Origin of the sequence: Enterococcus sp. DIV1758 (genome assembly GCF_051711985.1) — a bacterium.
Taxonomy (GTDB): Bacteria; Bacillota; Bacilli; order Lactobacillales; family Enterococcaceae; genus Enterococcus; species Enterococcus faecalis.
The window spans coordinates 1,003,852-1,024,515 of record NZ_JBIOOA010000001.1 but is presented as its reverse complement, the minus strand read 5'-3'; the positions used below and the strand labels follow the sequence as shown (position 1 = coordinate 1,024,515).

At 37.0% G+C, this 20,664-nt stretch carries 22 protein-coding genes; 3 read left to right on the top strand and 19 right to left on the bottom strand.

Features of this window, described 5'->3' with window-relative positions; all coding sequences use genetic code 11:
• Nucleotides 1-18: 18 nt before the first annotated feature.
• Nucleotides 19-1,086 carry an aspartate-semialdehyde dehydrogenase gene (locus IGJ52_RS05155; RefSeq protein ID WP_002382160.1) on the bottom strand — a complete coding sequence of 356 codons (1,068 nt, stop codon included), beginning with the start codon at nt 1,084-1,086 and terminating at the stop codon, nt 19-21.
• Nucleotides 1,087-1,292: 206 nt separating this feature from the next.
• Here IGJ52_RS05155 and IGJ52_RS05150 point away from each other — a divergent pair, with 206 nt between their 5' ends.
• Together IGJ52_RS05150 and nfsA are read left to right on the top strand one after the other, a co-directional pair.
• Nucleotides 1,293-1,751 (top strand): S-ribosylhomocysteine lyase, encoded by a 459-nt coding sequence (locus IGJ52_RS05150; protein ID WP_002357960.1) that lies wholly within the window; start codon nt 1,293-1,295, stop codon nt 1,749-1,751.
• 83 nt (nt 1,752-1,834) lie between these two features.
• The gene (nfsA, locus tag IGJ52_RS05145) at nt 1,835-2,569 is read left to right on the top strand and encodes an oxygen-insensitive NADPH nitroreductase (RefSeq protein WP_002382158.1); all 735 of its coding nucleotides are present in this window, start codon (nt 1,835-1,837) and stop codon (nt 2,567-2,569) included.
• 57 nt (nt 2,570-2,626) lie between these two features.
• On the opposite strand, the gene IGJ52_RS05140 is transcribed toward nfsA, so the two are convergent.
• The 13 genes from IGJ52_RS05140 to IGJ52_RS05080 form a co-directional block, all read right to left on the bottom strand.
• Nucleotides 2,627-2,875: a YtxH domain-containing protein gene (locus IGJ52_RS05140; protein WP_002357962.1), complete on the bottom strand. Its 249-nt coding sequence runs from the start codon at nt 2,873-2,875 to the stop codon at nt 2,627-2,629.
• 90 nt (nt 2,876-2,965) lie between these two features.
• Complete coding sequence (gene scrK, locus IGJ52_RS05135) at nt 2,966-3,844, bottom strand: fructokinase ScrK (RefSeq protein WP_002361643.1); 879 nt, start codon at nt 3,842-3,844, stop codon at nt 2,966-2,968.
• Nucleotides 3,845-4,070: 226 nt separating this feature from the next.
• Nucleotides 4,071-4,283, bottom strand: a complete 213-nt coding sequence (locus IGJ52_RS05130; protein ID WP_241708969.1) for a hypothetical protein — start codon at nt 4,281-4,283, stop codon at nt 4,071-4,073.
• Complete coding sequence (locus tag IGJ52_RS05125) at nt 4,276-5,337, bottom strand: DUF916 and DUF3324 domain-containing protein (protein WP_002382154.1); 1,062 nt, start codon at nt 5,335-5,337, stop codon at nt 4,276-4,278. The genes IGJ52_RS05130 and IGJ52_RS05125 overlap by 8 nt, the downstream gene beginning before the upstream one ends.
• Before the next feature lie 140 nt (nt 5,338-5,477).
• Nucleotides 5,478-5,888, bottom strand: coding sequence for a glycerol-3-phosphate cytidylyltransferase (gene tagD / locus IGJ52_RS05120; protein ID WP_002382153.1), 411 nt, complete (start codon nt 5,886-5,888; stop codon nt 5,478-5,480).
• Between the two features lie 52 nt (nt 5,889-5,940).
• Nucleotides 5,941-6,534, bottom strand: coding sequence for a hypothetical protein (locus IGJ52_RS05115; RefSeq protein ID WP_010827308.1), 594 nt, complete (start codon nt 6,532-6,534; stop codon nt 5,941-5,943).
• On the bottom strand, nt 6,535-7,281 hold the full coding sequence (locus IGJ52_RS05110) for a WecB/TagA/CpsF family glycosyltransferase (protein ID WP_002382151.1): 747 nt from the start codon (nt 7,279-7,281) through the stop codon (nt 6,535-6,537).
• The gene (gene tagB, locus IGJ52_RS05105; RefSeq protein ID WP_438791951.1) at nt 7,271-8,383 is read right to left on the bottom strand and encodes a teichoic acid biosynthesis protein TagB; all 1,113 of its coding nucleotides are present in this window, start codon (nt 8,381-8,383) and stop codon (nt 7,271-7,273) included. The genes IGJ52_RS05110 and tagB overlap by 11 nt, the downstream gene beginning before the upstream one ends.
• Nucleotides 8,384-8,699: 316 nt before the next feature.
• Nucleotides 8,700-8,969 (bottom strand): type B 50S ribosomal protein L31, encoded by a 270-nt coding sequence (locus tag IGJ52_RS05100; protein WP_002357967.1) that lies wholly within the window; start codon nt 8,967-8,969, stop codon nt 8,700-8,702.
• 99 nt (nt 8,970-9,068) lie between these two features.
• Nucleotides 9,069-10,361: a transcription termination factor Rho gene (gene rho, locus IGJ52_RS05095; protein WP_002394198.1), complete on the bottom strand. Its 1,293-nt coding sequence runs from the start codon at nt 10,359-10,361 to the stop codon at nt 9,069-9,071.
• Nucleotides 10,358-11,650: a UDP-N-acetylglucosamine 1-carboxyvinyltransferase gene (locus IGJ52_RS05090; RefSeq protein WP_002357969.1), complete on the bottom strand. Its 1,293-nt coding sequence runs from the start codon at nt 11,648-11,650 to the stop codon at nt 10,358-10,360. Before IGJ52_RS05090 ends, rho begins: the two co-directional genes overlap by 4 nt.
• 173 nt (nt 11,651-11,823) lie before the next feature.
• Nucleotides 11,824-12,693, bottom strand: coding sequence for a class II fructose-bisphosphate aldolase (locus IGJ52_RS05085; protein ID WP_002357972.1), 870 nt, complete (start codon nt 12,691-12,693; stop codon nt 11,824-11,826).
• A gap of 202 nt (nt 12,694-12,895) precedes the next feature.
• Complete coding sequence (locus IGJ52_RS05080; protein WP_002381974.1) at nt 12,896-13,852, bottom strand: YitT family protein; 957 nt, start codon at nt 13,850-13,852, stop codon at nt 12,896-12,898.
• Between the two features lie 232 nt (nt 13,853-14,084).
• Between IGJ52_RS05080 and IGJ52_RS05075 the strand changes: the two genes are divergently transcribed.
• Nucleotides 14,085-14,579 carry a YajQ family cyclic di-GMP-binding protein gene (locus tag IGJ52_RS05075; protein ID WP_002357974.1) on the top strand — a complete coding sequence of 165 codons (495 nt, stop codon included), beginning with the start codon at nt 14,085-14,087 and terminating at the stop codon, nt 14,577-14,579.
• Between the two features lie 16 nt (nt 14,580-14,595).
• On the opposite strand, the gene IGJ52_RS05070 is transcribed toward IGJ52_RS05075, so the two are convergent.
• Genes IGJ52_RS05070 through celB form a run of 5 tightly spaced genes read right to left on the bottom strand, consistent with a single transcriptional unit; the run spans nt 14,596 to nt 20,653 of the window.
• A complete protein-coding gene (locus IGJ52_RS05070; protein ID WP_010819922.1) occupies nt 14,596-15,279 on the bottom strand; it encodes an HD domain-containing protein in 684 nt (227 codons plus the stop codon).
• 21 nt (nt 15,280-15,300) lie between these two features.
• Nucleotides 15,301-16,266, bottom strand: coding sequence for an asparaginase (locus IGJ52_RS05065; RefSeq protein ID WP_002382144.1), 966 nt, complete (start codon nt 16,264-16,266; stop codon nt 15,301-15,303).
• Nucleotides 16,263-18,725 carry an ATP-dependent DNA helicase gene (locus IGJ52_RS05060; RefSeq protein ID WP_025191250.1) on the bottom strand — a complete coding sequence of 821 codons (2,463 nt, stop codon included), beginning with the start codon at nt 18,723-18,725 and terminating at the stop codon, nt 16,263-16,265. Before IGJ52_RS05060 ends, IGJ52_RS05065 begins: the two co-directional genes overlap by 4 nt.
• Before the next feature lie 36 nt (nt 18,726-18,761).
• A complete protein-coding gene (locus IGJ52_RS05055) occupies nt 18,762-19,280 on the bottom strand; it encodes a GrdB-related putative oxidoreductase (RefSeq protein ID WP_002361637.1) in 519 nt (172 codons plus the stop codon).
• A 17-nt stretch (nt 19,281-19,297) separates the two neighbouring features.
• Nucleotides 19,298-20,653: a PTS cellobiose transporter subunit IIC gene (celB, locus tag IGJ52_RS05050; protein WP_002384702.1), complete on the bottom strand. Its 1,356-nt coding sequence runs from the start codon at nt 20,651-20,653 to the stop codon at nt 19,298-19,300.
• Nucleotides 20,654-20,664: the final 11 nt, after the last annotated feature.

Sequence of the window (20,664 nt, the reverse complement as noted above, 5' to 3'; positions counted from 1 at the left end):
GTATACAATACAAACCTTCTAGTCGTTTTCAGGTACACGAAGCAAATTCATTTCGTGTAACGTTTCAGCAATTTGGACCGAGTTCCAAGCAGCTCCTTTTAATAGGTTGTCTGACACAATCCATAAATGGAAACCGTTCTTCACGTCAACGTCTTGACGAATACGGCCGACAAATGTTTCTTTCTGGTTGACGCTATTTAGCGCTTGTGGATATAGTTGTTCACTTGGCTCATCTTGCAAAATTACACCTGGAGCTTGCGCCATTAATTCTTGGATGGCTGAAACCGATGCATCTGCTTGTTTCACTTCTATATAAACAGATTCAGAATGTCCTGAAATTACCGGAATACGGACACAGGTGGCAACGACTTTTAGCTTGTTGTCTCCCATGATTTTTTTTGTTTCATTCATCATTTTCCATTCTTCGTAGGTATACCCTGCTTCTGAAAAAACATCGATTTGAGGTAACGCATTAAAAGCAATTGGATAATGTTTTTTGTCACTGCTAGCTGGCAAAATTTCAGCTGACCATTCGCTGACAGGTTTTCCCTCTAAAAAATCTTCGGCTTGTTCTTTTAGCTCATTAATTGCACGGATACCTGCGCCACTCACAGCTTGATACGTTGAAACGATGATTCGTTCTAAGCCAAACGCTTGCCGAATCGGTTCCAAGGCCACCATCATTTGAATCGTAGAACAATTGGGATTTGCGATAATTCCCTGATGATTTTTCAAGGCTTCCGGATTCACTTCTGGAACAACTAAAGGAACATCTTTTGCCATTCTAAAATGGCTAGTGTTGTCAACAACGACAGCTCCGCGCTTAACTGCTTCTGGTGCAAACTTTTCGGAAATACCCCCACCAGCACTAAATAATGCTAAATCGATTCCTTCAAATGATTCCGGGACTAATTCTTCCACGATAAGAGGTTGTCCTTTAAACTGAATCTCTTGTCCAGCAGAACGCTTAGACGCCAATAACCTCACACTGGCAATTGGCAAACTTGTTTCTGCTAACAATTCAATCATTCTTGTCCCGACAGCACCTGTTGCTCCTACCACGGCAACATGATATTCTTTTCCCATATTTTCATACTCCCCTCTTACCTTCTTGTAAAAGCTACTTGTCCTATTTTACCATAGTATTGAAAAAACCTACATAGTCAAAAAAATGATTTTTTTATTTTCCCATGATATTTTAAAACTATTACCCATCAAAGGACTATCCATTGACTTTTGACTTAAATTTGTTATAGTTAAAACGAATTTAATTATAAAGGGAGCGAAATTTCATGGCACGCGTAGAAAGTTTTGAATTAGATCACAACACAGTAAAAGCACCATATGTTCGCCTTGCTGGCACAGAACAAAATGGTGATGCGTTAGTCGAAAAATATGACTTACGTTTCTTACAACCAAACAAAGATGCCCTACCAACAGGCGCATTACACACGTTGGAACATTTATTAGCAGTTAACATGCGTGATGAATTAAAAGGAATCATTGACATTTCGCCAATGGGTTGCCGCACTGGTTTTTATATGATTATGTGGGATCAACATTCACCACAAGAAATCCGTGATGCATTAGTCAACGTTTTAAACAAAGTAATCAATACAGAAGTTGTTCCAGCAGTCTCTGCAAAAGAGTGTGGAAACTACAAAGATCATTCTTTATTTGCAGCGAAAGAATATGCAAAAATTGTCTTAGACCAAGGAATTAGTTTAGATCCATTTGAACGTATTCTGTAATCTTTAGCAATTAACGACAGAGAAACCCACTATTAAGCTGTGGGTTTTTCTGTTCTCTTTCTTAATTTAAACGGAGGTTTTTTATGAATCAAACAATCGAACAATTACTAAGTCACCGTTCCGTTCGTCATTTTAAAAAGCAAGCGTTAACGGACAAGCAGAAACAACAGTTAATTACTGCAGCTCAAGCAGGGTCAAGCTCCAATTTTTTACAAGCTTATACAATTATAGAAATCAAAGATCTTGAGCTACGCAGAGAATTGGGACGTTTAGCGAATTGTGAAGACTATGTCGTTAACACTGGTGTGTTCTATGTTTTTGTTGCTGATTTGTATCGTCATGCAACGATTTTGTCAAAAGAGGGGCAATCGTTAGAACCCCTAAAGACACCAGAATCATTATTAGTAGCTGCCGTTGATACAACGATTGCTGCGCAAAACATGGCCATTGCGGCTGAATCTATGGATTTAGGGATTTGTTATATTGGCGGCATTCGAAATGACTTAGACACAGTGGCCAAACGCTTATCTTTGCCTGAGTTAACTGTACCACTTTTTGGATTAACGATTGGTGTACCAGAAACGTTAAATGGTGTAAAACCACGGATGCCTTTTGAAAATATTTTAAGCGAAAATCACTACCAATCAGACAAATTGACAGATATGCACGCGTACGATGAATTATTAAAAGATTACTATGCCAGCCGCTCAAGTAACGCCCAAACAGCGGATTGGTCACAGAAGTCTTTATCCTATTTTTCTTATAATCGTCGCCCAGAAGTAAAAACATTTTTACAGAAGCAAGGATTTGATGTCTAAACAAAAGAGCGTGGGCCTACGTTATTTCAACGTAAGCCCACGCTCTTTTGTTAATTTTTATTTATCTTTACTAAATTTGTCTTTTAAGTCTTCAAAGCCTTCTTTAACTTTATCAGTTAATTTTTCAGCGCCTTCTTTAAGGTCGTCGCCGGCATCACGTGCTTTGTCTTTTACGTCAGCAAAGGTTGATTGAGCTTTTCCTTCAAGTTCTTTGCCTTTATCATCCGTAACTTTGCCTTGCGCTTCTTTTGCAGTACCTTCTACTTTATCTTTTGCATCGTCAAAACGTCCTTTTAAATCTGCCATGCTAATCCCTCCTAAATAATTAATTACATAATAAGAGTATCATTCTTAGCCATTTCCTTCAAATATAATGCATGAACTACGAATAAATGGTTATTTTTGAGCCATTAAAGCTTTTTTTGCCAAGGCAAAGCAACCAATTGTTCCTGGATTATCTTCTAAAAGAGGCGTCACCAAGTATTTTTCTAAAGGCGGTGTTTCCACATATCCATTGACTAATTCAGCAAATTTTTCACGAACTTTCGGCATCAAATGACGTTGTTTCATGACGCCGCCGCCTAAAATGATCACTTCTGGCGCTAATAATAAAGTCGTATTGTACGCTGCTTGCGCTAAATAATAAGCTTCTAGTTCCCAAGTTTTATGATCCTCTTCCAATAAATGTCCTTTTTTACCAGAACGACCTTCAACTGCTGGTCCTGCTGCAATCCCTTCTAAACAATCTCCATGATAAGGACAATTTCCTGCATACGTATCTTCAGGATGACGACGGACTAACGCATGCCCCATTTCTGGGTGGCTAAAGCCTTCAATAAACTCACCGTTTTGAATCGCTCCAGCGCCAACACCAGTTCCAATTGTATAATATACACAACTAGATGTATGTTGCCCATTTCCAGCAACATACTCACCATATGCCGCAGCATTCACATCCGTTGTCCAAGCCATTGGCACATCAAAATGTTGTTTCATAGTTCCTAACAAGTCAAAGTTACGCCAAGCTAATTTTGGTGTAGAAGTGATATAACCATACGTAGGAGAATCAACGTGAATATCAATCGGACCAAACGAACCAATCCCAATCGCTTTTAAAGGATATTGTTGGAAAAATTCTATTACTTTTTTCATTGTTTCTTCTGGGGTTGTTGTGGGAAAACTGACACGTTCTACGATGGTCAAATCATCTGTCCCAACGCCACATACAAATTTTGTGCCACCGGCTTCGATACTTCCTAAAAGTTTTTCTGTCATTGCAATATGCTCCTTCGTTTCCATTTTATAAGTAAGCGGATACATTACTTTTGATTAAATAACTAACATACACGTTTAGTTTACCACTTTTTTGTCGTTTCGACAGAACAATTTAACAATTTCAGTCAGGTTGCCCAATGAAATCTGGCAAGTTGCTAAAGAGCATTTTCCTAAAACAAAAAAACGAGCATTCACGGTTATCTAACAATGAATGCTCGTTTTTTGTTTATTGATTCTTTAGCGAAAAATATAACAATAGTCCGATTGCAATCCAGCCACCACTAAGTAAAAGCATTAACCAACTTAAAAGCGTTTCTTTTAGAATACTTCTGGTTTCTTTTGCATGCTGAATAAAACTCATACTAGTCAGCAAAGAAAAGAGGAAAAACATAAAACAAATGACCGCTAAACCGCCAGACAACCAAAACCAACTAGCCATTATTCTCACTCTCCTTTTCGCTTGTTTTTTGATAATTATTGCGCCAAATGACACTACAAATTGCCCCGATTGTGATTACTAACAATGTGTAGAAAGTCGGTAACCACCATGTGGGTAGGACCCATTTGACCGTAGCTTCTTGATTCAATTTTTTTGCTTCACGAGTGTTAATCGTAAATTCTTGTTGAAAAGGCCAAGACTGTTGTTCATCTTGTTGTAAAATAGCACGTCCTGTAAATATATAAGTCCCAGCATCTAGCGGTTGTTTACCCAAATCAAGATGAAAATTCATGGAACTATTTGGGGCAAAACGAACATTTTTTAGTGTCCGTTGTGCAATTTTTTTAGAGGATCCTTTTTTTATCACTTGACCTTCTAAACGAACTTCTGGAAAAATAGCAGCATACGGATTTTGAATGACCGCCTTTAGTGATTTGGCCCCTAAAGCAATTGTAGGTGTTACTTTCGTTAATTTCAGTTGGTTCACTTCTGTTAAAGGAGCATTCTCAGCACTCCTCATGGCAATCGCAACATTAAACCCGTAGCGACTAGTTAAGCCCGTTGTTTGGGTCTCTTCCTCTTTTTCATCTTTGAGATGCGCGTAAACCCCGCCTAAAACAACTCCTTTGATAGGCTGATCAAGTCCCTTCACCTTCATCTTTGCTGATACTGTTTGATGAGGCGGCACACTCACTTCCTCATTTTCTAAAGTAACTAAGTCTGTCAGCGGAACCTTTAACGATGAATCAAGTGGTTTATCAAAATCATTGTACACAATCAACCCATTATCATTTGTTGATGCATTTGCTAGAGTCAATACGATGGACAATTTTTCGTCTGTCTTATTTTTTATGTCTAAGACAATAGTGGAAGATTGCTTTGGTGCCAGAATTAAATCATAATAACTAGATGTTCCTGACACTTGATTTTCTGGTAAAACAGGCGTTACTGTAAATTTAGTCTTCATTTCTTCTGTAGCTTCTACTTTTGGAACAATAATAAAAAATGTAAAAAACAGAAATAGACAGAAAACACCGACTTTTTTTCTACTCATTTCTTCAAGATCTCCTTTATAAAGCTGAATGTACTTACTAGTCTAACAAATCAGCGAAACAATGATGATCAATCTTTGACCTTTGGGAAGGATAATCTTGAAAAAAAGTCTCCTTGAAAAATACCAAGGAGACTTTTTTATCATTCATTATAATATAATTCTTTTTTTATCTGTGTGGTTGATACTTCTGGCGTTCGTGGCAAATAAAGAACCTTTGCAGTTGTTTCAACTTCTAGAAAATCAAAAGCCCCTTGCCAATCGTCGCCCATGACTAACGTATCAATTTTAAATTCAGCAATATCGGAAACTTTTTGCTTCCAACTAGTTTCAGGAATAACTAAATCAACATAACGAATTGCCTCTAATAATTGTTTACGTTTTTCATATGAAAAATAACTTTGTTTCTTTTTTTCTAAATTAAAAGCATCTGTTGAAAGTCCAACAATCAGGTAATCCCCTTGTTGTTTCGCTTTTTTCAACAAATTAATATGACCATAGTGCAGGAGGTCAAATGTGCCGTAAGTAAGTATTTTTTTCATAAAAACCTCCATTTGTACTTTGATATTTCTTCGTTAATTATCAATTTTTGTGAATAGAAAAATGCTACTTTTGATTGACTTTGATGGTTTTTCGATCAAATTTTTTATTTTCTGTAGCAGTATAGATTAGTAATAACTTACTCAGAGATTTTATAGAGAAAGACGTTGTTGTAACTTTTTTTAATTGTTTTAACTGCTTTTGCAATTTCAACGGATTTTTATCTTTTAATAATTTAATTTTCGTTAAACGAAAAATGTGTTCCTGATGCTCAAATGAACGTTCAGAATCTGAATGACTAAAACGAAGATATTCTGCAAGCACCTCTTGATTTACAGCAACTTTTCCTTTTGGTAAAAACCATTCTTTGCCATTTTGATCTATTAGATGCCGCTCGCTTTGATTTGAAATAACAATTTCTTTATCGTCTTCAAAAAGATACGAAAAAAGCATTGCTTTTTTTATAATTATGTACTCATTTACTTCGTATGAAGACAATCTTCTTAATTCTTCTATCAAACTATTCCATTGATTATTTTGAACAAATTCACTTAGTTTGTGAATAGGTGGTACTCGTAAAATGAACTTCTCATCTTTCCCTATTTTTACGATATAAAAAGTTGTGTCTACGTCATTTTCCCAAATAAACAAAATAATCATTTACTGCCCCCTAGACTTGTTGTTCCGATACTTAATAGTCAAATAAATATATTTAGGAATTTGCATTAACCGATCGTATCTCTTCATTGTCAAACAACGATATAACCATTCCAAATTGTGATTTATATAAAATTCTGGCGCTCTTTTTACTGATCCAGCTAATACGTCAAAAGTACCGCCTACGTCTAAAAATACATTAGCTGTCAGGTGATCAATTGTTTGTTCCAAAAAAATCTCTTGTTTCGGTGAACCTAATGCTACAAAGACAAACCTTGGTTCAGCTTTATTAATTTGTTCCACAATTTCTTGCTGTTTTTTCTTTGTATAGCCATGTAAAATACCGCTAATAACAATCCCTGGATATTGTTGTTGAATATTTTTAGCTGCTGCTTCAACTACTTCTTGCTTTGCACCATACAAGAAGATTCGTTCCTTATGTTGATTTGCATACTCTAAAAAATTATCCATGACATCAATTCCTGTAACTCTTTCACGAATAGACCCACCCGTTAGCTTCGATGCCTTGACCACACCTATCCCATCTGCAATCCGATGAGTTGCTCTTTTCAAATATAACTTAACTTCTGGATATTCAAATGCTAACAATGAAATCTGCGGATTAACGCTAGTTACAATCATTTTCTCTTTAGCTTTGAGATAACTTTCTAAGTCATCCATAATTTCTTGATGTGTTAATACGTCAACTGGTAATCCCCCAATATATTCAGTGCGTACCTTACTTTTCACAAAATCCCCCCAAGATTCTCTCTACCAACTCTACTATTTTATTAATGCTCTCTTTTGACTGATATTGATTCCATTCTTCGTTAATTCTAGCAATATTATCTTTATAACTATTTATTGAAAAATTTGACAATGCCACAATCAACTGTTTTTCATTTTCAACTAACGGTCCTGGTAAATATTCAAAAAAATCAGGCTCAATTCCAGGATTTAATGCATATTTTTCTAAATCTGGACAAAAAAATAAAATGTTCGGTTGCTCTTTAACATGCATGTATTCAAAGACCACACTCAAATAATCAGTAATCAAGTAGTCTATTTCACTAAAGCTTTCAAAAATATGCTTTTCCCAAATAGAAACATTTCTCGGTAGTTCAATGGCATCTAACTGGATTGATGGATGTAATTTCATATAAAAATGAAACTTTGGCATAGCAGAAAAAGCCTTTATTGCTTGATTTATCACAAGCATCATTTCGTTCAATTCCTCTCGATAAGTTGGTGCATATAAAATTTTGTTATTCTGATTTGTTTCTCCTATCTCTAATTTTTCAAGATAAGCAAGACGTGGCGAACCAAAATGACAAAATTGAGCATTCTCGAGACGATAATTGTTTCTAAAAATAGCTTCCATTTTTAGTGAATTAACGACAAAATAATTCATTTTATCATAAACTTTTTGAAACCTGATTTGATCCTTGCGACTTCTTTGATTCGTATGATACGCGCCCCAGCCAAACTGTTTTAAAGCCCCATTTGCATGCCATAACTGGATAACTACTTGCTCGTTTTTTAAAATTGCCAATTCTGGAAAATAATTATCTACAAAAATTAGTGGCGCTGACTTCAAGTATGAAATCGCCGTTGTAATCAGCAAAGTCTTCTTATCAAAAAGTATCGTCTTTATGCCTTTTTGATTTAAGGATGCTGCATATGATTGACAATTTTTTGTATAAAGTACTATTATCATTCCGTGATAGTGTTGTTCTAATTGTTCAATTAAATGTCCATCATTTCTTGGGAAACTCATTATGTACACAATTTTTACTTTTTTATGTTTGTATGGTCTCCGTCTTAATACTGTTAAGTACAATTGTTTTAGCACTTTTATATCCTTTCACAACCAATAGTTTTCTTATAAAAAAGATATGATCAAAGTCTTTAAAAAGAAAAAGCTTACATATAAACTCATTAAAACAAATTATACCTTAAAGATTCTAAAAAGACAATTGCACTTTACAATATGTATACTATCCAAATAATTTAAATTATACGGTATACGGGCTAGCTGTACTTTTAATTAAATAAAATAATATTTAATTAATTCTCTGAGTTGAAAAATGCATATCCAACAAAAAAAAGAGGTTTCCCACCACAGTGGAAAACCTCTATAAACCTTGTCATAACAATGTTTTGAAAGACTATGCGTCTGGATTTGCGTTTTCGTCTTTGAGACCGTATTTTTTGTTGAAACGGTCCACACGTCCGTCGGCTTGTGTGAATTTTTGACGACCAGTGTAGAATGGGTGTGAGTCTGAAGTAACCTCAACACGTAATAATGGATAAGTGTTGCCATCTTCCCATTCAACAGTTTCTGAAGATCCTTTAGTTGAACCTGAAAGGAATTTGAAACCTGTTGTTGAATCCATGAATACTACTGGTTGGTAATTTGGATGGATATCTTGTTTCATACGTTTTTTCGCTCCTTTGCCCTGATCCATTTGCTGTATCAGAGTTATTTTGTCGGTATACAACAATGCTATCTTACCATGTTTTCAGTTGGTATGCAATTATCTTTTTGGATTTCTTTTAATTTGTTTGCCAAACGAAACATCATGGAAAACTTCAAATAATTGTTGATTATTTTGGGTCCGTTTTAACATTTTTCTGAATTGATCCGTATATTCCAGCGAGTCTCCTGACATATTATTTCTCAATTTCCACGTTTCTTCTAGTTGTTCTGGTGTCATTAGCAATTCTTCTTTTCGCGTACTTGATTTTTTAATATCAATTGCTGGGAAAATACGGCGCTCTGCTAATTCACGAGATAAATGGAGCTCCATGTTGCCTGTGCCTTTGAATTCTTCATAGATGACATCATCCATTCGGCTACCTGTATCCACCAATGCCGTGGCTAAAATAGTCAGACTGCCCCCTTCTTCGATATTTCTGGCAGCACCAAAAAATCGTTTAGGTTTGAAAAACGCAGCTGGATCTATTCCGCCACTTAAGGTTCGACCACTAGGCGGGACCACTAAATTATAGGCCCTTGCTAAACGAGTGATGCTGTCCATTAAAATAACTACGTCCCGTTTGTCTTCAACTAAGCGCATTGCTCGATCCAGAACCAATTCAGCAACTCGCGTATGATTTTGTGGTTGTTGATCAAAAGTTGAAGAAACCACATCGCCTTTAACGCTTCGCTCTAAATCAGTCACTTCTTCAGGACGCTCGTCAATTAACAACAGAATCAATTCCACATCAGGATGATTTTCTGTAATCCCATTAGCAATTTCCTTTAAAACACTTGTTTTCCCGGCTTTTGGCGGCGCTACAATTAAACCACGTTGCCCAAAACCAATTGGTGCAAATACATCAATCATTCGTGTTGATAATCTGCCAGCCGTTGTTTCTAACGTTAATTGTTTTTCAGGATACAACGGTGTTAGCGCTGGAAAATGTGGCCGCTCTTTCGCTTCTTCAGGATCTTTCCCATTGACACTTTCAACATGCATGAGTCCATAGTAACGTTCTGATTCCTTTGGCGGACGCGCCTTGCCAGCTACTTTGTCCCCATTTCTCAATCCGAAACGACGAATTTGAGAAGAAGAAATATAAATGTCTTCTGCACTTGGTCCATAATTAATTGGCCGCAAAAAGCCATAACCATCCTGAGAAACAATATCTAAAATTCCTTCCATGAAGAAAAACCCTTGCTTCTCAGCTTGTGCACGAATCACAGCTAAAGACAATTCTTTTTTGTTCATTTGGCTATAATAAGGAATTTTAAACTCTTTCGCGTACGCATAAATATCTTTTAACGTACTATTTTCCAATTCAGCCATTGTTAAATAGTCGCTCATTGATCCACCTCAAACGGACCTTCTTGTTCTTCGGTTTCTAGCATTTGAATATCAGCGCCCAAAGCAGTTAACTTTTCGATAATGTGGTCGTACCCACGTAAAATATATTCTACATTATAAATTGTGGTCGTACCTTCAGCCATCAAGCCGGCAGTGACTAAGCAAGCGCCTGCCCGTAAATCAGAGGCGACTACTTCTGCACCGTGCAATTGATTTGGACCATTTAAAATAATCATATTGCCTTCAACCGAAGCATCAGCCCCCATCCGCACTAACTCAGGGATATGCTTATTTCGTTGAGCATAAATCGTATCAATAATTTCACCAGTTCCTTGCGCTTTTAAAAGTAATGGCGTTAACGGTTGTTGCAAGTCTGTGGCAAAACCAGGATATGGATAGGTTTTCACCGTTGTCATTTTCAGATCATGTGACGGATGAACTTCAATCATGTCTTCTTCAATTGTCATCTTAACGCCCATTTCTTGCAATTTCGCAATGAAGCTTTCTAAATGCTCATAAATAACATTTCGAACTTTGATTCCTTCACCCATAGCTGCTGCCATAGCTAAATAAGTCCCAGCTTCAATTCGATCTGGAATAATCGAGTGACGACAACCATGTAATTCTTCGACACCTTCAATCCGAATAACGTCCGTTCCAGCTCCTCGAACTTTTGCACCCATGTTATTTAATAACGTAGCAATATCAATAATTTCTGGCTCACGCGCAGCATTTTCAATAATCGTTTTGCCTTTGGCTTTAACTGCGGCTAACATGACATTGATTGTAGCACCAATAGATACCATATCCATAAAAATTCGTGTTCCTTGTAAACCAGCTTCGTCTGTTCTCAAGTACATCGCCCCATGTTCGTTGGTTACATGAGCGCCTAATGCTTCAAATCCTTTGATATGTAAATCAATTGGACGAGGTCCTAAGTAACAACCGCCAGGTAAGCCGACAACGCCTTCCCCAAATCGACCAAGAAGTGAGCCCATAAAATAATAGGACGCACGTAAGCTATTGATTTTTCCTTTTGGCATTGGCACAGAAACAACTTCTGTTGGGTCAATAATTAATGTATTATTTTCAAAAGTAATTTTAGCACCCATAATTTCTAAAATTTCAATTAATGAGTGAACATCCTGAATGTCAGGAACGCCATCTAAAGTCACGGGCGAATCTGCTAAAATAGCAGCTGGAATTAAAGCGACCACACTATTTTTGGCGCCGCTAATGGTTACTTCGCCCTTTAATGGACGATTCCCATTGATTACGATTTTTTTCATTTATATTCTCACCTATCTGTAATATACGTTTTCTAAATAAACTACCCAATCATTCTATCATAATCAAGCTTAAGAAAAAAGAAAACTTCTCAGGTATTTTAATAGAATGAAAAAATAACAAAAAATAAAAAAGACAGCCACGTGCTGTGGCTGTCTTTAACGTAACTAGTTGATTAAGCTTTGTTAGCTGAACCGAACCAATCAATGTGTTCTTCTGCATCTTTGATGATTGCAGCTTTACCTGGTGCTAATAATTTACGAGGGTCAAATCCTTTACCTTCTAAATCTTTACCAGCTTCAATATATTCGCGCGTTGCTTTAGCGAATGATAATTGGAATTCTGTATTTACGTTAACTTTTGAGATACCCATTGAAATTGCTTTTTCAATTTGTTCTTGAGGAATACCAGAACCTCCGTGTAATACTAGAGGTACATCAGAACCGACAGCTTCAGCAATTGCTTGTAAGTGATCAAATGCTAAACCTTTCCAGTTTTCTGGATATTGACCATGGATGTTACCGATACCACATGCTAAGTAGTCAATACCTGTAGCAACCATTTGTTTACATTCTTCGATATCAGCTAATTCGCCAGTACCGATGATTCCGTCTTCTTCACCACCGATTGAACCAACTTCACATTCGACAGAAATACCTTTAGCGTGAGCTTTTTCAACTACATCTTTCGCTAATTTTAAGTTTTCTTCGAATGGTAAGTGAGAACCATCAAACATGATTGAAGTATAGCCAACTTCGATACATTCTAAAGCAGCTTCGTAGTCACCGTGGTCTAAGTGAATTGCTACTGGAACTGTGATATTCATTGAGTCTACTAAATTAGTAATCATGTCTTTAGCTACTTTGTAGCCGCCCATGTATTTAGCAGCGCCCATTGATGTTTGGATTAGAACTGGTGCTTTTTTAGCTTCTGCTGCTTCTAAAATCGCTTGTGTCCATTCTAAGTTATTTGTGTTATAGCCACCTACTGCATAGCCGCCTTTACGTGCTGCTTTTAAGAATTCTGCTCCTGATACTACTGGCATAAAAAATTCCTCCTAAGTTTTTAAAAACTTTATTTGTTAGGTGTTCCCTAACCAACGGTTCTATTTTAGCAGAATTCCTGACACTTTTCTAGTAAAATTCCCTTTTTCAGAAAATTTTTGTCTATTCTTTCACATAACCTTCATTTTTATAAAAAAACCTCCAGTTTTCCCGTTATCACTTTGGGATCTGAAGGCCGACTTGCTATTTTAATTTTTTCTTTGGTGGATAACGTTTCACCTTGTAAGATTGAAGCTCAGGAAATGTTCCTGTACTATGAAAAATCCGTTGTTCATCTTCATTGGCAAAACGCCCTAAAACCGATTGTGTTGGTAAAATATTTACAAAGGCATTCTCATCGATACTGTAAACTGCTTGTTCTAAATCATAGAGTTCGTAGCGAGTAATGACCATCATAATCATCCGACCTTCTGCACCTGAATAGCCGCCGATTGAAGGCAACAAGGTCATGCCACGAGCGATTTGTTGAGAAACTTCTAAGGCAACGGCTTCTGGTCTCGTGGTGACAATCATTGCTGTGACTTTTTGGTGACTGGTATGAATCATGTCGACCACCTGACTCAAACAATAAATAGAAATAATAGTATACAACGCACTTTCCCAGTTAAATACAAAACCAGCCAACAGCACAATAATACCATTTAATAAGAACATAAAATTACCAACTGTTTTCCCTGTTGTTTTTGAAAGAATCAGTGAAATAATGTCCATGCCGCCAGTGTTAAAGCCCATTTTCAATGAAAGCCCTGCACCAACGCCGACTAAGACACCACCCATAATTGCGTTCATCAAAGGATTCGTTGTGACTGTTACGATTGGCACAAACATAGTGACAACGGAAATGCCAATAACATTGATGAAACTAAGAATCGTTGATTGTTTCCCTAATTTTACAAACCCTAGAATGAAGACGGGAATGTTTAAAAATAAAATGAAGATCCCTGTATTAATATGGATTCCTAAATTTGTATATAATAATGTAGCAATGATTTGCGCAATTCCGTTCATCCCTGCCGAAAAAACTTTTGCCGGAATCAAAAAGAAATTCAAACCGACCGCAGAAGTCAAAGCGGTTATCGCCATCACTGCTATTTTTTTTATCGATTCATTTCTTTGGTAAGTACTAACCAATCGACTCATTTTTCTTCGCTCCTTCGCTATTCTTCTGACTTAGAATAACAGGTTCTATCCTAAAAGAAAAGGGGCTAAAAGCGAACATTGAAAATTTTTTTTGCAACGTTTCCATGAAAGAATGCGGGAAGATATCCCTAAAAATTGATCTTCTTATTTCTCTATTCAAAATGATTCTAACCTAACCTTTTTTACTATTTCATGATATGATGAAGCAAAGAATATTTTAGGAGGTTTTTACATGGCTGCAAAAGAAGCAAGTTTTGATGTAGTTTCAGAGGTCAATATGGAGGAAGTCAAAAACGCAATTCAAATTGCCTTGAAAGAATTGAAAAATCGTTTTGACTTTAAAGGGTCAATTGCTGATATTAAATTGGAAAACGATAAACTAGTAGTCGTAGCTGAAGATGATTATAAAGTCGAGCAAGTGAAGGATATTTTATTTGGAAAATTAGTCAAACGCAATGTTCCGATTAAAAATATTCATTTCTCAGAAAGTGAAAAAGCCTTAGGCGGTACTGCTCGCCAATATGGTGATTTAATCAGTGGTATTGATAAAGAAAATGCAAAAAAAATCAACACAGCTATCAAAAACTCTGGGATTAAAGTTAAGTCACAAATCCAAGAAGACAAAATTCGGGTAACTGGAAAAAGTCGGGATGATTTACAAAAAGTCATGGCTCTTTTACGAGAATTAGATTTGCCAATGGCTCTTGAGTTTAATAATTATCGCTAAAAAAATCCTTCAACTGTTAATGAACAGTTGAAGGATTTTTTTGTTTTGGTACCAGCCATTCTTGATTATTCAATAAAACGATTGGTCGACGTTGGATTTTTTCTGAAAAAGCGGTAATTGCTTTAAAAACCTTTGGCATAAAATAAAACGCATTTAATTCTTCTAAATCCAGTTCTTCTTCTGCCGTAAACGAGACACAAACCTCTTGTTCTGAAAGCATAATTTCAATTTTCTTTAAAAATTGAAGTTGCCGCATTCCCGGCACGAAATAACCAGCCTTTGCAACACGAGAGGTTGTAATATCTAATTTATCACTAATGATTAGCGCTAGCGTCATTAACTCTTCCGAATCAAAGCCATTACTATGATTTTCTATAGAAGATAAAATTTCTTCTTGATAAGGCAAACAAATCTTTTGCTTACGAAAATATGCTTCTGCAAATTGTTTCCCACGAAGTGCATGTCCTGCTTTTCCTTGTAGCGCACCCACATCATGGAGCAGTGCCGCAATTTTTGCCGCTTCTAAATACTCCTCTGAAACAGCAAGTTGTTTCAAAATCATTTCCGTCATGGCTACGACATTGTTTACATGAAACCAATTATGGTATGCCCACCCAGCTTCTTCATCTTCCATTTGACCAATTGCATCATAAATTTGTCGAATTTCAGTATCTTGATGAATGCGTTCAAACAGCTTCATTTATTTTCTCCTTAAAATTAGTTACTGTTCCAAAAATTCTTTTAACTCTGTAGGATTTTTTTCGCTGTTTAAACCAACAATTAAACGAATCCGCGCTTTCGGTCCGTTTAAACCACGGGCAAAAACGACCCCCATTTTTTTCAAGCCAACGCCACCACCAGCATAATCATAGATATCTTCAGCAATGCCATTGGAACAACGAGAAACTAAAACGACTGGAATCCCGTTGTCTAGCATCTTTTGTAATGCTGGGAGAGTTTCTGGCGGTAAATTACCCGCGCCTAGCGCTTCAATTACTAACCCATCCGTTTCTGGGGTGTTTAATAATTCAAACATCCGTTCACCCATCCCCGCATAGGCCTTCACTACGTGGACATTTCCTTTCACAGAAGAAACATCGCAGACTTCTTGCGGTAAGACCTCTTTCGCAAAAAAAGCACGTTCTTTCGCAATGGTTCCAATTGGTCCAAAAGTTGGCGTCCGAAACGTTGCTACGTTCGTTGTATGTGTTTTTGTCACATAACGCGCCGTATGAATTTCATCATTCATCACGACTAAAACACCTTTATCGTACGATTCGTCTGAACAAGCAGTCCAAATAGCACTGATGAAATTATACAAGCCATCACTACCGATTTCGTTACTTGACCGCATTGCTCCTGTTAAAACAATGGGGATTTTTTTCTCTAAGGTTATATCTAAAAAATAAGCTGTTTCTTCTAATGTATCTGTTCCATGCGTAATAACCACGCCATCAATTGGTTCAGAATAAGCTTTTTGAATCCGTTCTTTTAATTGAAACATCCGTTCTAAGGTCATGTGTGGTGAGGGAATATTAAAAATATCTTCGACAACTAAATGAACCTTGCCAGAAAATAATGCTTCTTGTTCCATCAACGGATTTTTTTCATTCGGGGCAACACTTCCTCCTGCTACTTTCGACATGGAAATGGTTCCACCTGTATGAAGGACTAAAATGGTCTTCATTTGTTTCCTCCTTTGTTTTCTTTATTTTTTAACCAAAATTGTTTCACTTGTTGAATAAGTTGTTCATTGGTGTTTGCCTTTCGATGCGCCAACCAATGCGGCGGAAAGAAACGCTGGACACTTGGTAATTCAAATCGTTCGTCTAATAACAACACAAAGCCTTTATCTCGCGCATCTCGAATGACACGTCCAGCCGCTTGCAAGACTTTATTCATGCCAGGAATTTGATACGCAAATTGAAACCCTTGCCCTCGCTCTTCTTGATAAAAAGTGCGAATCAGTTCTTGCTCCGGATTCATTTGTGGTAGCCCGACACTAACAATTATCGTACCAATCAATCGGGTACCTTTCAAGTCAATTCCTTCTGAAAATATACCACCTAAAACACAAAAACCGATGAAAGTTTCTTGAGGATTCTCTTTAAATTCAGCTAAAAATGCTTCTCGCTCTTTTTCGTTTAAGTCCGTTCCCTGAATTTGAGTTTTTACTTGCGGGTAGCGTTGGCTAAATACTTGATAGACATCATCCATATAGGCATAAGAAGGGAAGAAAATTAAATAATTACCTGTTTTTGTTTCACTTAACTTCCCTAAAAGTTCACTAATCTGTGGATAACTTTTTTCACGGTTTTTATAGGTTGTTTGAAGATGACTACCAATCATCAACAATTGATTTTCTTCTGGAAAAGGATACGGAATCCGATAACGTAGGCTTTCTTCACCTCCACCAAGCACTTCTTGATAATAATTCAGAGGTGTTAAACTTGCTGAAAATAAGATACTCGCTTTCCCTTTATCTAATCGTTGTGACAATAAATAAGCCGGATCGACACAAAATTGTTTCACAACGCAGTCATAGTTTCGCAAAGAAATAGACGTATAAAAGCCGTTGTCGTAATACTCGCTGATTCGAAGATAACTTAAACAATCAAAATAAAAACTGAGAATCGACGCCAATTCCTCAATGTGTTGATTTTCTGGCAACCATTCTGCAATTACTTCTGTTAATCGATGTATCTGTTTAACTAATGAATCAATTGGCGCGCGTTGGGCAAAAAAATCCGTGTCTTTTTCTTCGCAGATTGCTTCAATATCATCAAACGTAGTTAAGACTTTTTGACAAGCTCTTTTTAATTGAACAGATTCTTTTTGCAATCTTTTTTGAATTTGCAAAACCGCATTCCTAGAAATAGCGGCCGAATACATCTCCCGTGAACGATTAACCAAATTATGGGTTTCATCCACTAAAAAAATATTCTCTTCTGCACTTTGGGGTTCTTCAAAGAAGCGCCGCAAATAAACCGTTGGGTCAAATAGATAATTGTAATCGCCAATAATTAAATCACACCAAAGACTTGCATCTAGCGACAACTCGAATGGACACAATTGGTGCTTTTGTGCATACCGTTCAATAACCTCTCTCGTTAAATGATTTTCATGTTGTAATAAATCCCACAGTCCCTCATTTAAACGATCATAATAGCCGTCAGCAAACGGGCAATGTTCTGGCGTACAATTTCGTTCAGTTAAAAAACAAATTTTATCTTTTGCTGTCAACGTAATACTCTTAGTTTGCGCTTGTTTTTCGGACAGCGCTTTGACGGCATCTTCAGCCACTTGCCGCGTGATGGTCTTAGCTGTTAAATAAAAAATCCGTTCACCTTCTTCTTCACCAATTGCTTTCATTGCTGGAAAAAGAGTGGACATTGTCTTGCCTGTTCCAGTTGGTGCTTCCACGAAGAGCCGCTGTTTACTAAGAATTGTTTTATAGACGGCTACCGCCAATTCTCGTTGCCCTTTGCGATACTCCCCGTAAGGAAAACTAAGATTTTTTAATGATTTATTTCTCAAAATACGCCACTCTTCTTTAAAAATTACCCACTGTTCATAGCGCTTCATCAAATCAGTAAAAAACTCCGCTAATGCAGCTTCTGTAAAATGGCGTTCTTGTCGTGTGATTTGTTTTGTGGTGGTCTGATAATAAGTGAGTTGAAGCGTTATTTCAGAAAGTTGTTCTTGTTGGCAATACATGTGACCATAACACATCACTTGATACCAAAACAATTCGACCTTTTCTGGCGGCAATTCTTCAAACGCTGGCTCGGATGTTTTAATTTCATCAATGACCACTTGCCCAGTTTCTTTCACAAAAATGCCGTCTGCACGACCTTCTACACAATAATTATGGCCATTTAAAGGCACCTCAATTTTTAAAGATACTTCCTTTTGATAAAGGCTCCCCGCTTCCTTTTGCAACATTCGATGAAGGCGACTACCTTCTTGTGGTGTATGTTCACTCACATGGCGAGAATCGATACTTCCCCGCCTTAAAATAAATTCGACCACTTGACGAACCGCAATTTTTCTCGTTGATTTCACGTAATCCCACCTATCTGCCTCCCTATTATAGAACATACATTCGCTAAACAAAAGCAAAAAATCCAAAACGAACACAATCATGCGTTCATTCTGGATTTCTCTTTAGATTATCAACAATTAAAAACAACTCGTTTCTTCTAACTGTTTGGTTTCTTTTCCATTTGCTTTTGCCACGACCAATTGCGCCATTTGTTTAAACGAATTATTTAAACCAATGCCACCCTTTTTGGGCATCTTCACAATTGGCACTTGCTGATAATAGTGACTGACTGCTGGATTTTCTTCTGCCATCGCTGCAATTGCAGGAATGCCCGCAGCATTAAACTTACAAGCTAGACGAGCAGCCATTTCTCCAAAATTAGGATAATGCATGGCTGGTCCGCAAAGAACCGCATCGGCATGAAACTTTTTTGCAAAGCCAATAAATTTCTTTGCTACCTCTTCCTCGTTTTCCAAATAATATTGGTCACCACAATAAAGTGTCGCAACAATTTCCGCTCCTTGCTTCTGTAAAAATGGTAGCAATGTTACCCCTGGACCTAAGGGAGCTTTTTTACCACTTGGTTTCAGCTGAGCTTGTTCATCACTGCCAAATCCTGCTAAACTGTGGTTTAAGACTAAAAGGATTTTTTTCACGCCTATTTCCTCCTTATTTATAAATCATCAAAGTCAAAGGAATCAAAATCAATTTCTTCACTCTCTTCTTCTTGTGCTTTCCATTCTTCACGTAAATATTGGTCATCCATAACTCGAATAAAAGGATAGTAAATGAACATTCCTAGTACCAATAAGAGAGCTTGCAGAATTGATCCTTGCCAACCGCTGACTAAAAATCCTGAGATAATTGGTGGGGTCGTCCACGGCAATTGAATACCATTCGTCAATGGAACTAAGCCCCAATCCATAGCAAAATAGGCAATAATAATATTAATTGCGGGTACTAAGACAAATGGAATTAAAAGGATTGGATTTAAAACAATTGGCAACCCAAAAATGATTGGTTCGTTAATCCCAAAAACACCAGGAATTAGTGAAAGTTGCGAAAGCTTTTTAATTCGTTGACTTTTACAGAATAAGACCATCACAATGATTAATGAGAGTGTGGAACCGGCGCCACCAAATGTTGCAAACATATCTTGAAATTGTCCAGTGATGATGTTGGGAATTTCATGGCCGTCTTTGAATGCTTGTAAATTTTCAACAGACAATGCCCGCAAAACAGGATTAAAGACTGCGCCAACCACGCTACCTCCGTTAATGCCAAAGAACCAAAAGAAGTGTAAAAATAAATAAGCAATGCTCATTGCACCTAAGGTATTACCAAGACTCAATAAGGGCGTTTGTAGAAATTCAAAAATAACATCTTGTAAATTACCATAAGGAGTTAAAGCAGCCAGCCAATTGACTAAAAACATGAGAGTAACAACTAAAAAGCTCGGGATCAGGGCCTCAAAAGACTTAACCACTGTTGGTGGCACTCCTTCTGGCATTTTTATTGTCCACCCTTTACGAACAATGGCCACAAATAAACGAGTCGCAATTAATGCGACAATCATTCCTAAAAACAAGCCACTGGAACCCATCCATTTTAAAGGTAAACTAGTAACTTCATAAACCTTTGAACTATTTTCCGGTGTAAATAATGTTTGATAAGGCGTTACAATAAAAAATGAAACCAATGCGATAATTCCTGCTTGCATTGCATCCACATTGAATTGTTTCCCTAAACTATAGGCAATACCGACAACGGCCAGAATGGTCATTACATCAAAACTAGCACTAGCTGGAACAGACATCATTGTCGCCCAGTCTTTACCAAGCAAATGAGACATCCAAGTATCCCATTGTGGCAAAGGAAAATTAGCAATTAATAAGAAGACCGAACCAACAATCAACAAGGGCGTTGATAAAAGGAAGCCATCACGAATCGCTACTAAATACTTATTTTCTCCTATCACTTTTGCCAAAGGGGTCAATACGCGCTCTAACCAATCCAAAAATTTTTGCACGGTCGTCACTC

Excerpts from the sequence above, each read along its gene's own strand:
- IGJ52_RS05100 (WP_002357967.1), bottom strand. The coding sequence starts at position 8,969 with ATGAAACAAGATATCCATCCAAATTACCAACCAGTAGTATTCATGGAT.
- nfsA (WP_002382158.1), top strand. The coding sequence starts at position 1,835 with ATGAATCAAACAATCGAACAATTACTAAGTCACCGTTCCGTTCGTCAT.
- IGJ52_RS05085 (WP_002357972.1), bottom strand. The coding sequence starts at position 12,693 with ATGCCAGTAGTATCAGGAGCAGAATTCTTAAAAGCAGCACGTAAAGGC.
- IGJ52_RS05075 (WP_002357974.1), top strand. The coding sequence starts at position 14,085 with ATGGCTGCAAAAGAAGCAAGTTTTGATGTAGTTTCAGAGGTCAATATG.
- IGJ52_RS05070 (WP_010819922.1), bottom strand. The coding sequence starts at position 15,279 with ATGAAGCTGTTTGAACGCATTCATCAAGATACTGAAATTCGACAAATT.
- rho (WP_002394198.1), bottom strand. The coding sequence starts at position 10,361 with ATGAGCGACTATTTAACAATGGCTGAATTGGAAAATAGTACGTTAAAA.
- IGJ52_RS05150 (WP_002357960.1), top strand. The coding sequence starts at position 1,293 with ATGGCACGCGTAGAAAGTTTTGAATTAGATCACAACACAGTAAAAGCA.
- IGJ52_RS05090 (WP_002357969.1), bottom strand. The coding sequence starts at position 11,650 with ATGAAAAAAATCGTAATCAATGGGAATCGTCCATTAAAGGGCGAAGTA.
- IGJ52_RS05130 (WP_241708969.1), bottom strand. The coding sequence starts at position 4,283 with ATGGCTAGTTGGTTTTGGTTGTCTGGCGGTTTAGCGGTCATTTGTTTT.
- IGJ52_RS05060 (WP_025191250.1), bottom strand. The coding sequence starts at position 18,725 with ATGATTGTGTTCGTTTTGGATTTTTTGCTTTTGTTTAGCGAATGTATG.
- IGJ52_RS05155 (WP_002382160.1), bottom strand. The coding sequence starts at position 1,086 with ATGGGAAAAGAATATCATGTTGCCGTGGTAGGAGCAACAGGTGCTGTC.
- IGJ52_RS05115 (WP_010827308.1), bottom strand. The coding sequence starts at position 6,534 with ATGATTATTTTGTTTATTTGGGAAAATGACGTAGACACAACTTTTTAT.
- IGJ52_RS05125 (WP_002382154.1), bottom strand. The coding sequence starts at position 5,337 with ATGAGTAGAAAAAAAGTCGGTGTTTTCTGTCTATTTCTGTTTTTTACA.
- scrK (WP_002361643.1), bottom strand. The coding sequence starts at position 3,844 with ATGACAGAAAAACTTTTAGGAAGTATCGAAGCCGGTGGCACAAAATTT.
- IGJ52_RS05065 (WP_002382144.1), bottom strand. The coding sequence starts at position 16,266 with ATGAAGACCATTTTAGTCCTTCATACAGGTGGAACCATTTCCATGTCG.
- IGJ52_RS05080 (WP_002381974.1), bottom strand. The coding sequence starts at position 13,852 with ATGAGTCGATTGGTTAGTACTTACCAAAGAAATGAATCGATAAAAAAA.
- tagD (WP_002382153.1), bottom strand. The coding sequence starts at position 5,888 with ATGGAGGTTTTTATGAAAAAAATACTTACTTACGGCACATTTGACCTC.
- IGJ52_RS05140 (WP_002357962.1), bottom strand. The coding sequence starts at position 2,875 with ATGGCAGATTTAAAAGGACGTTTTGACGATGCAAAAGATAAAGTAGAA.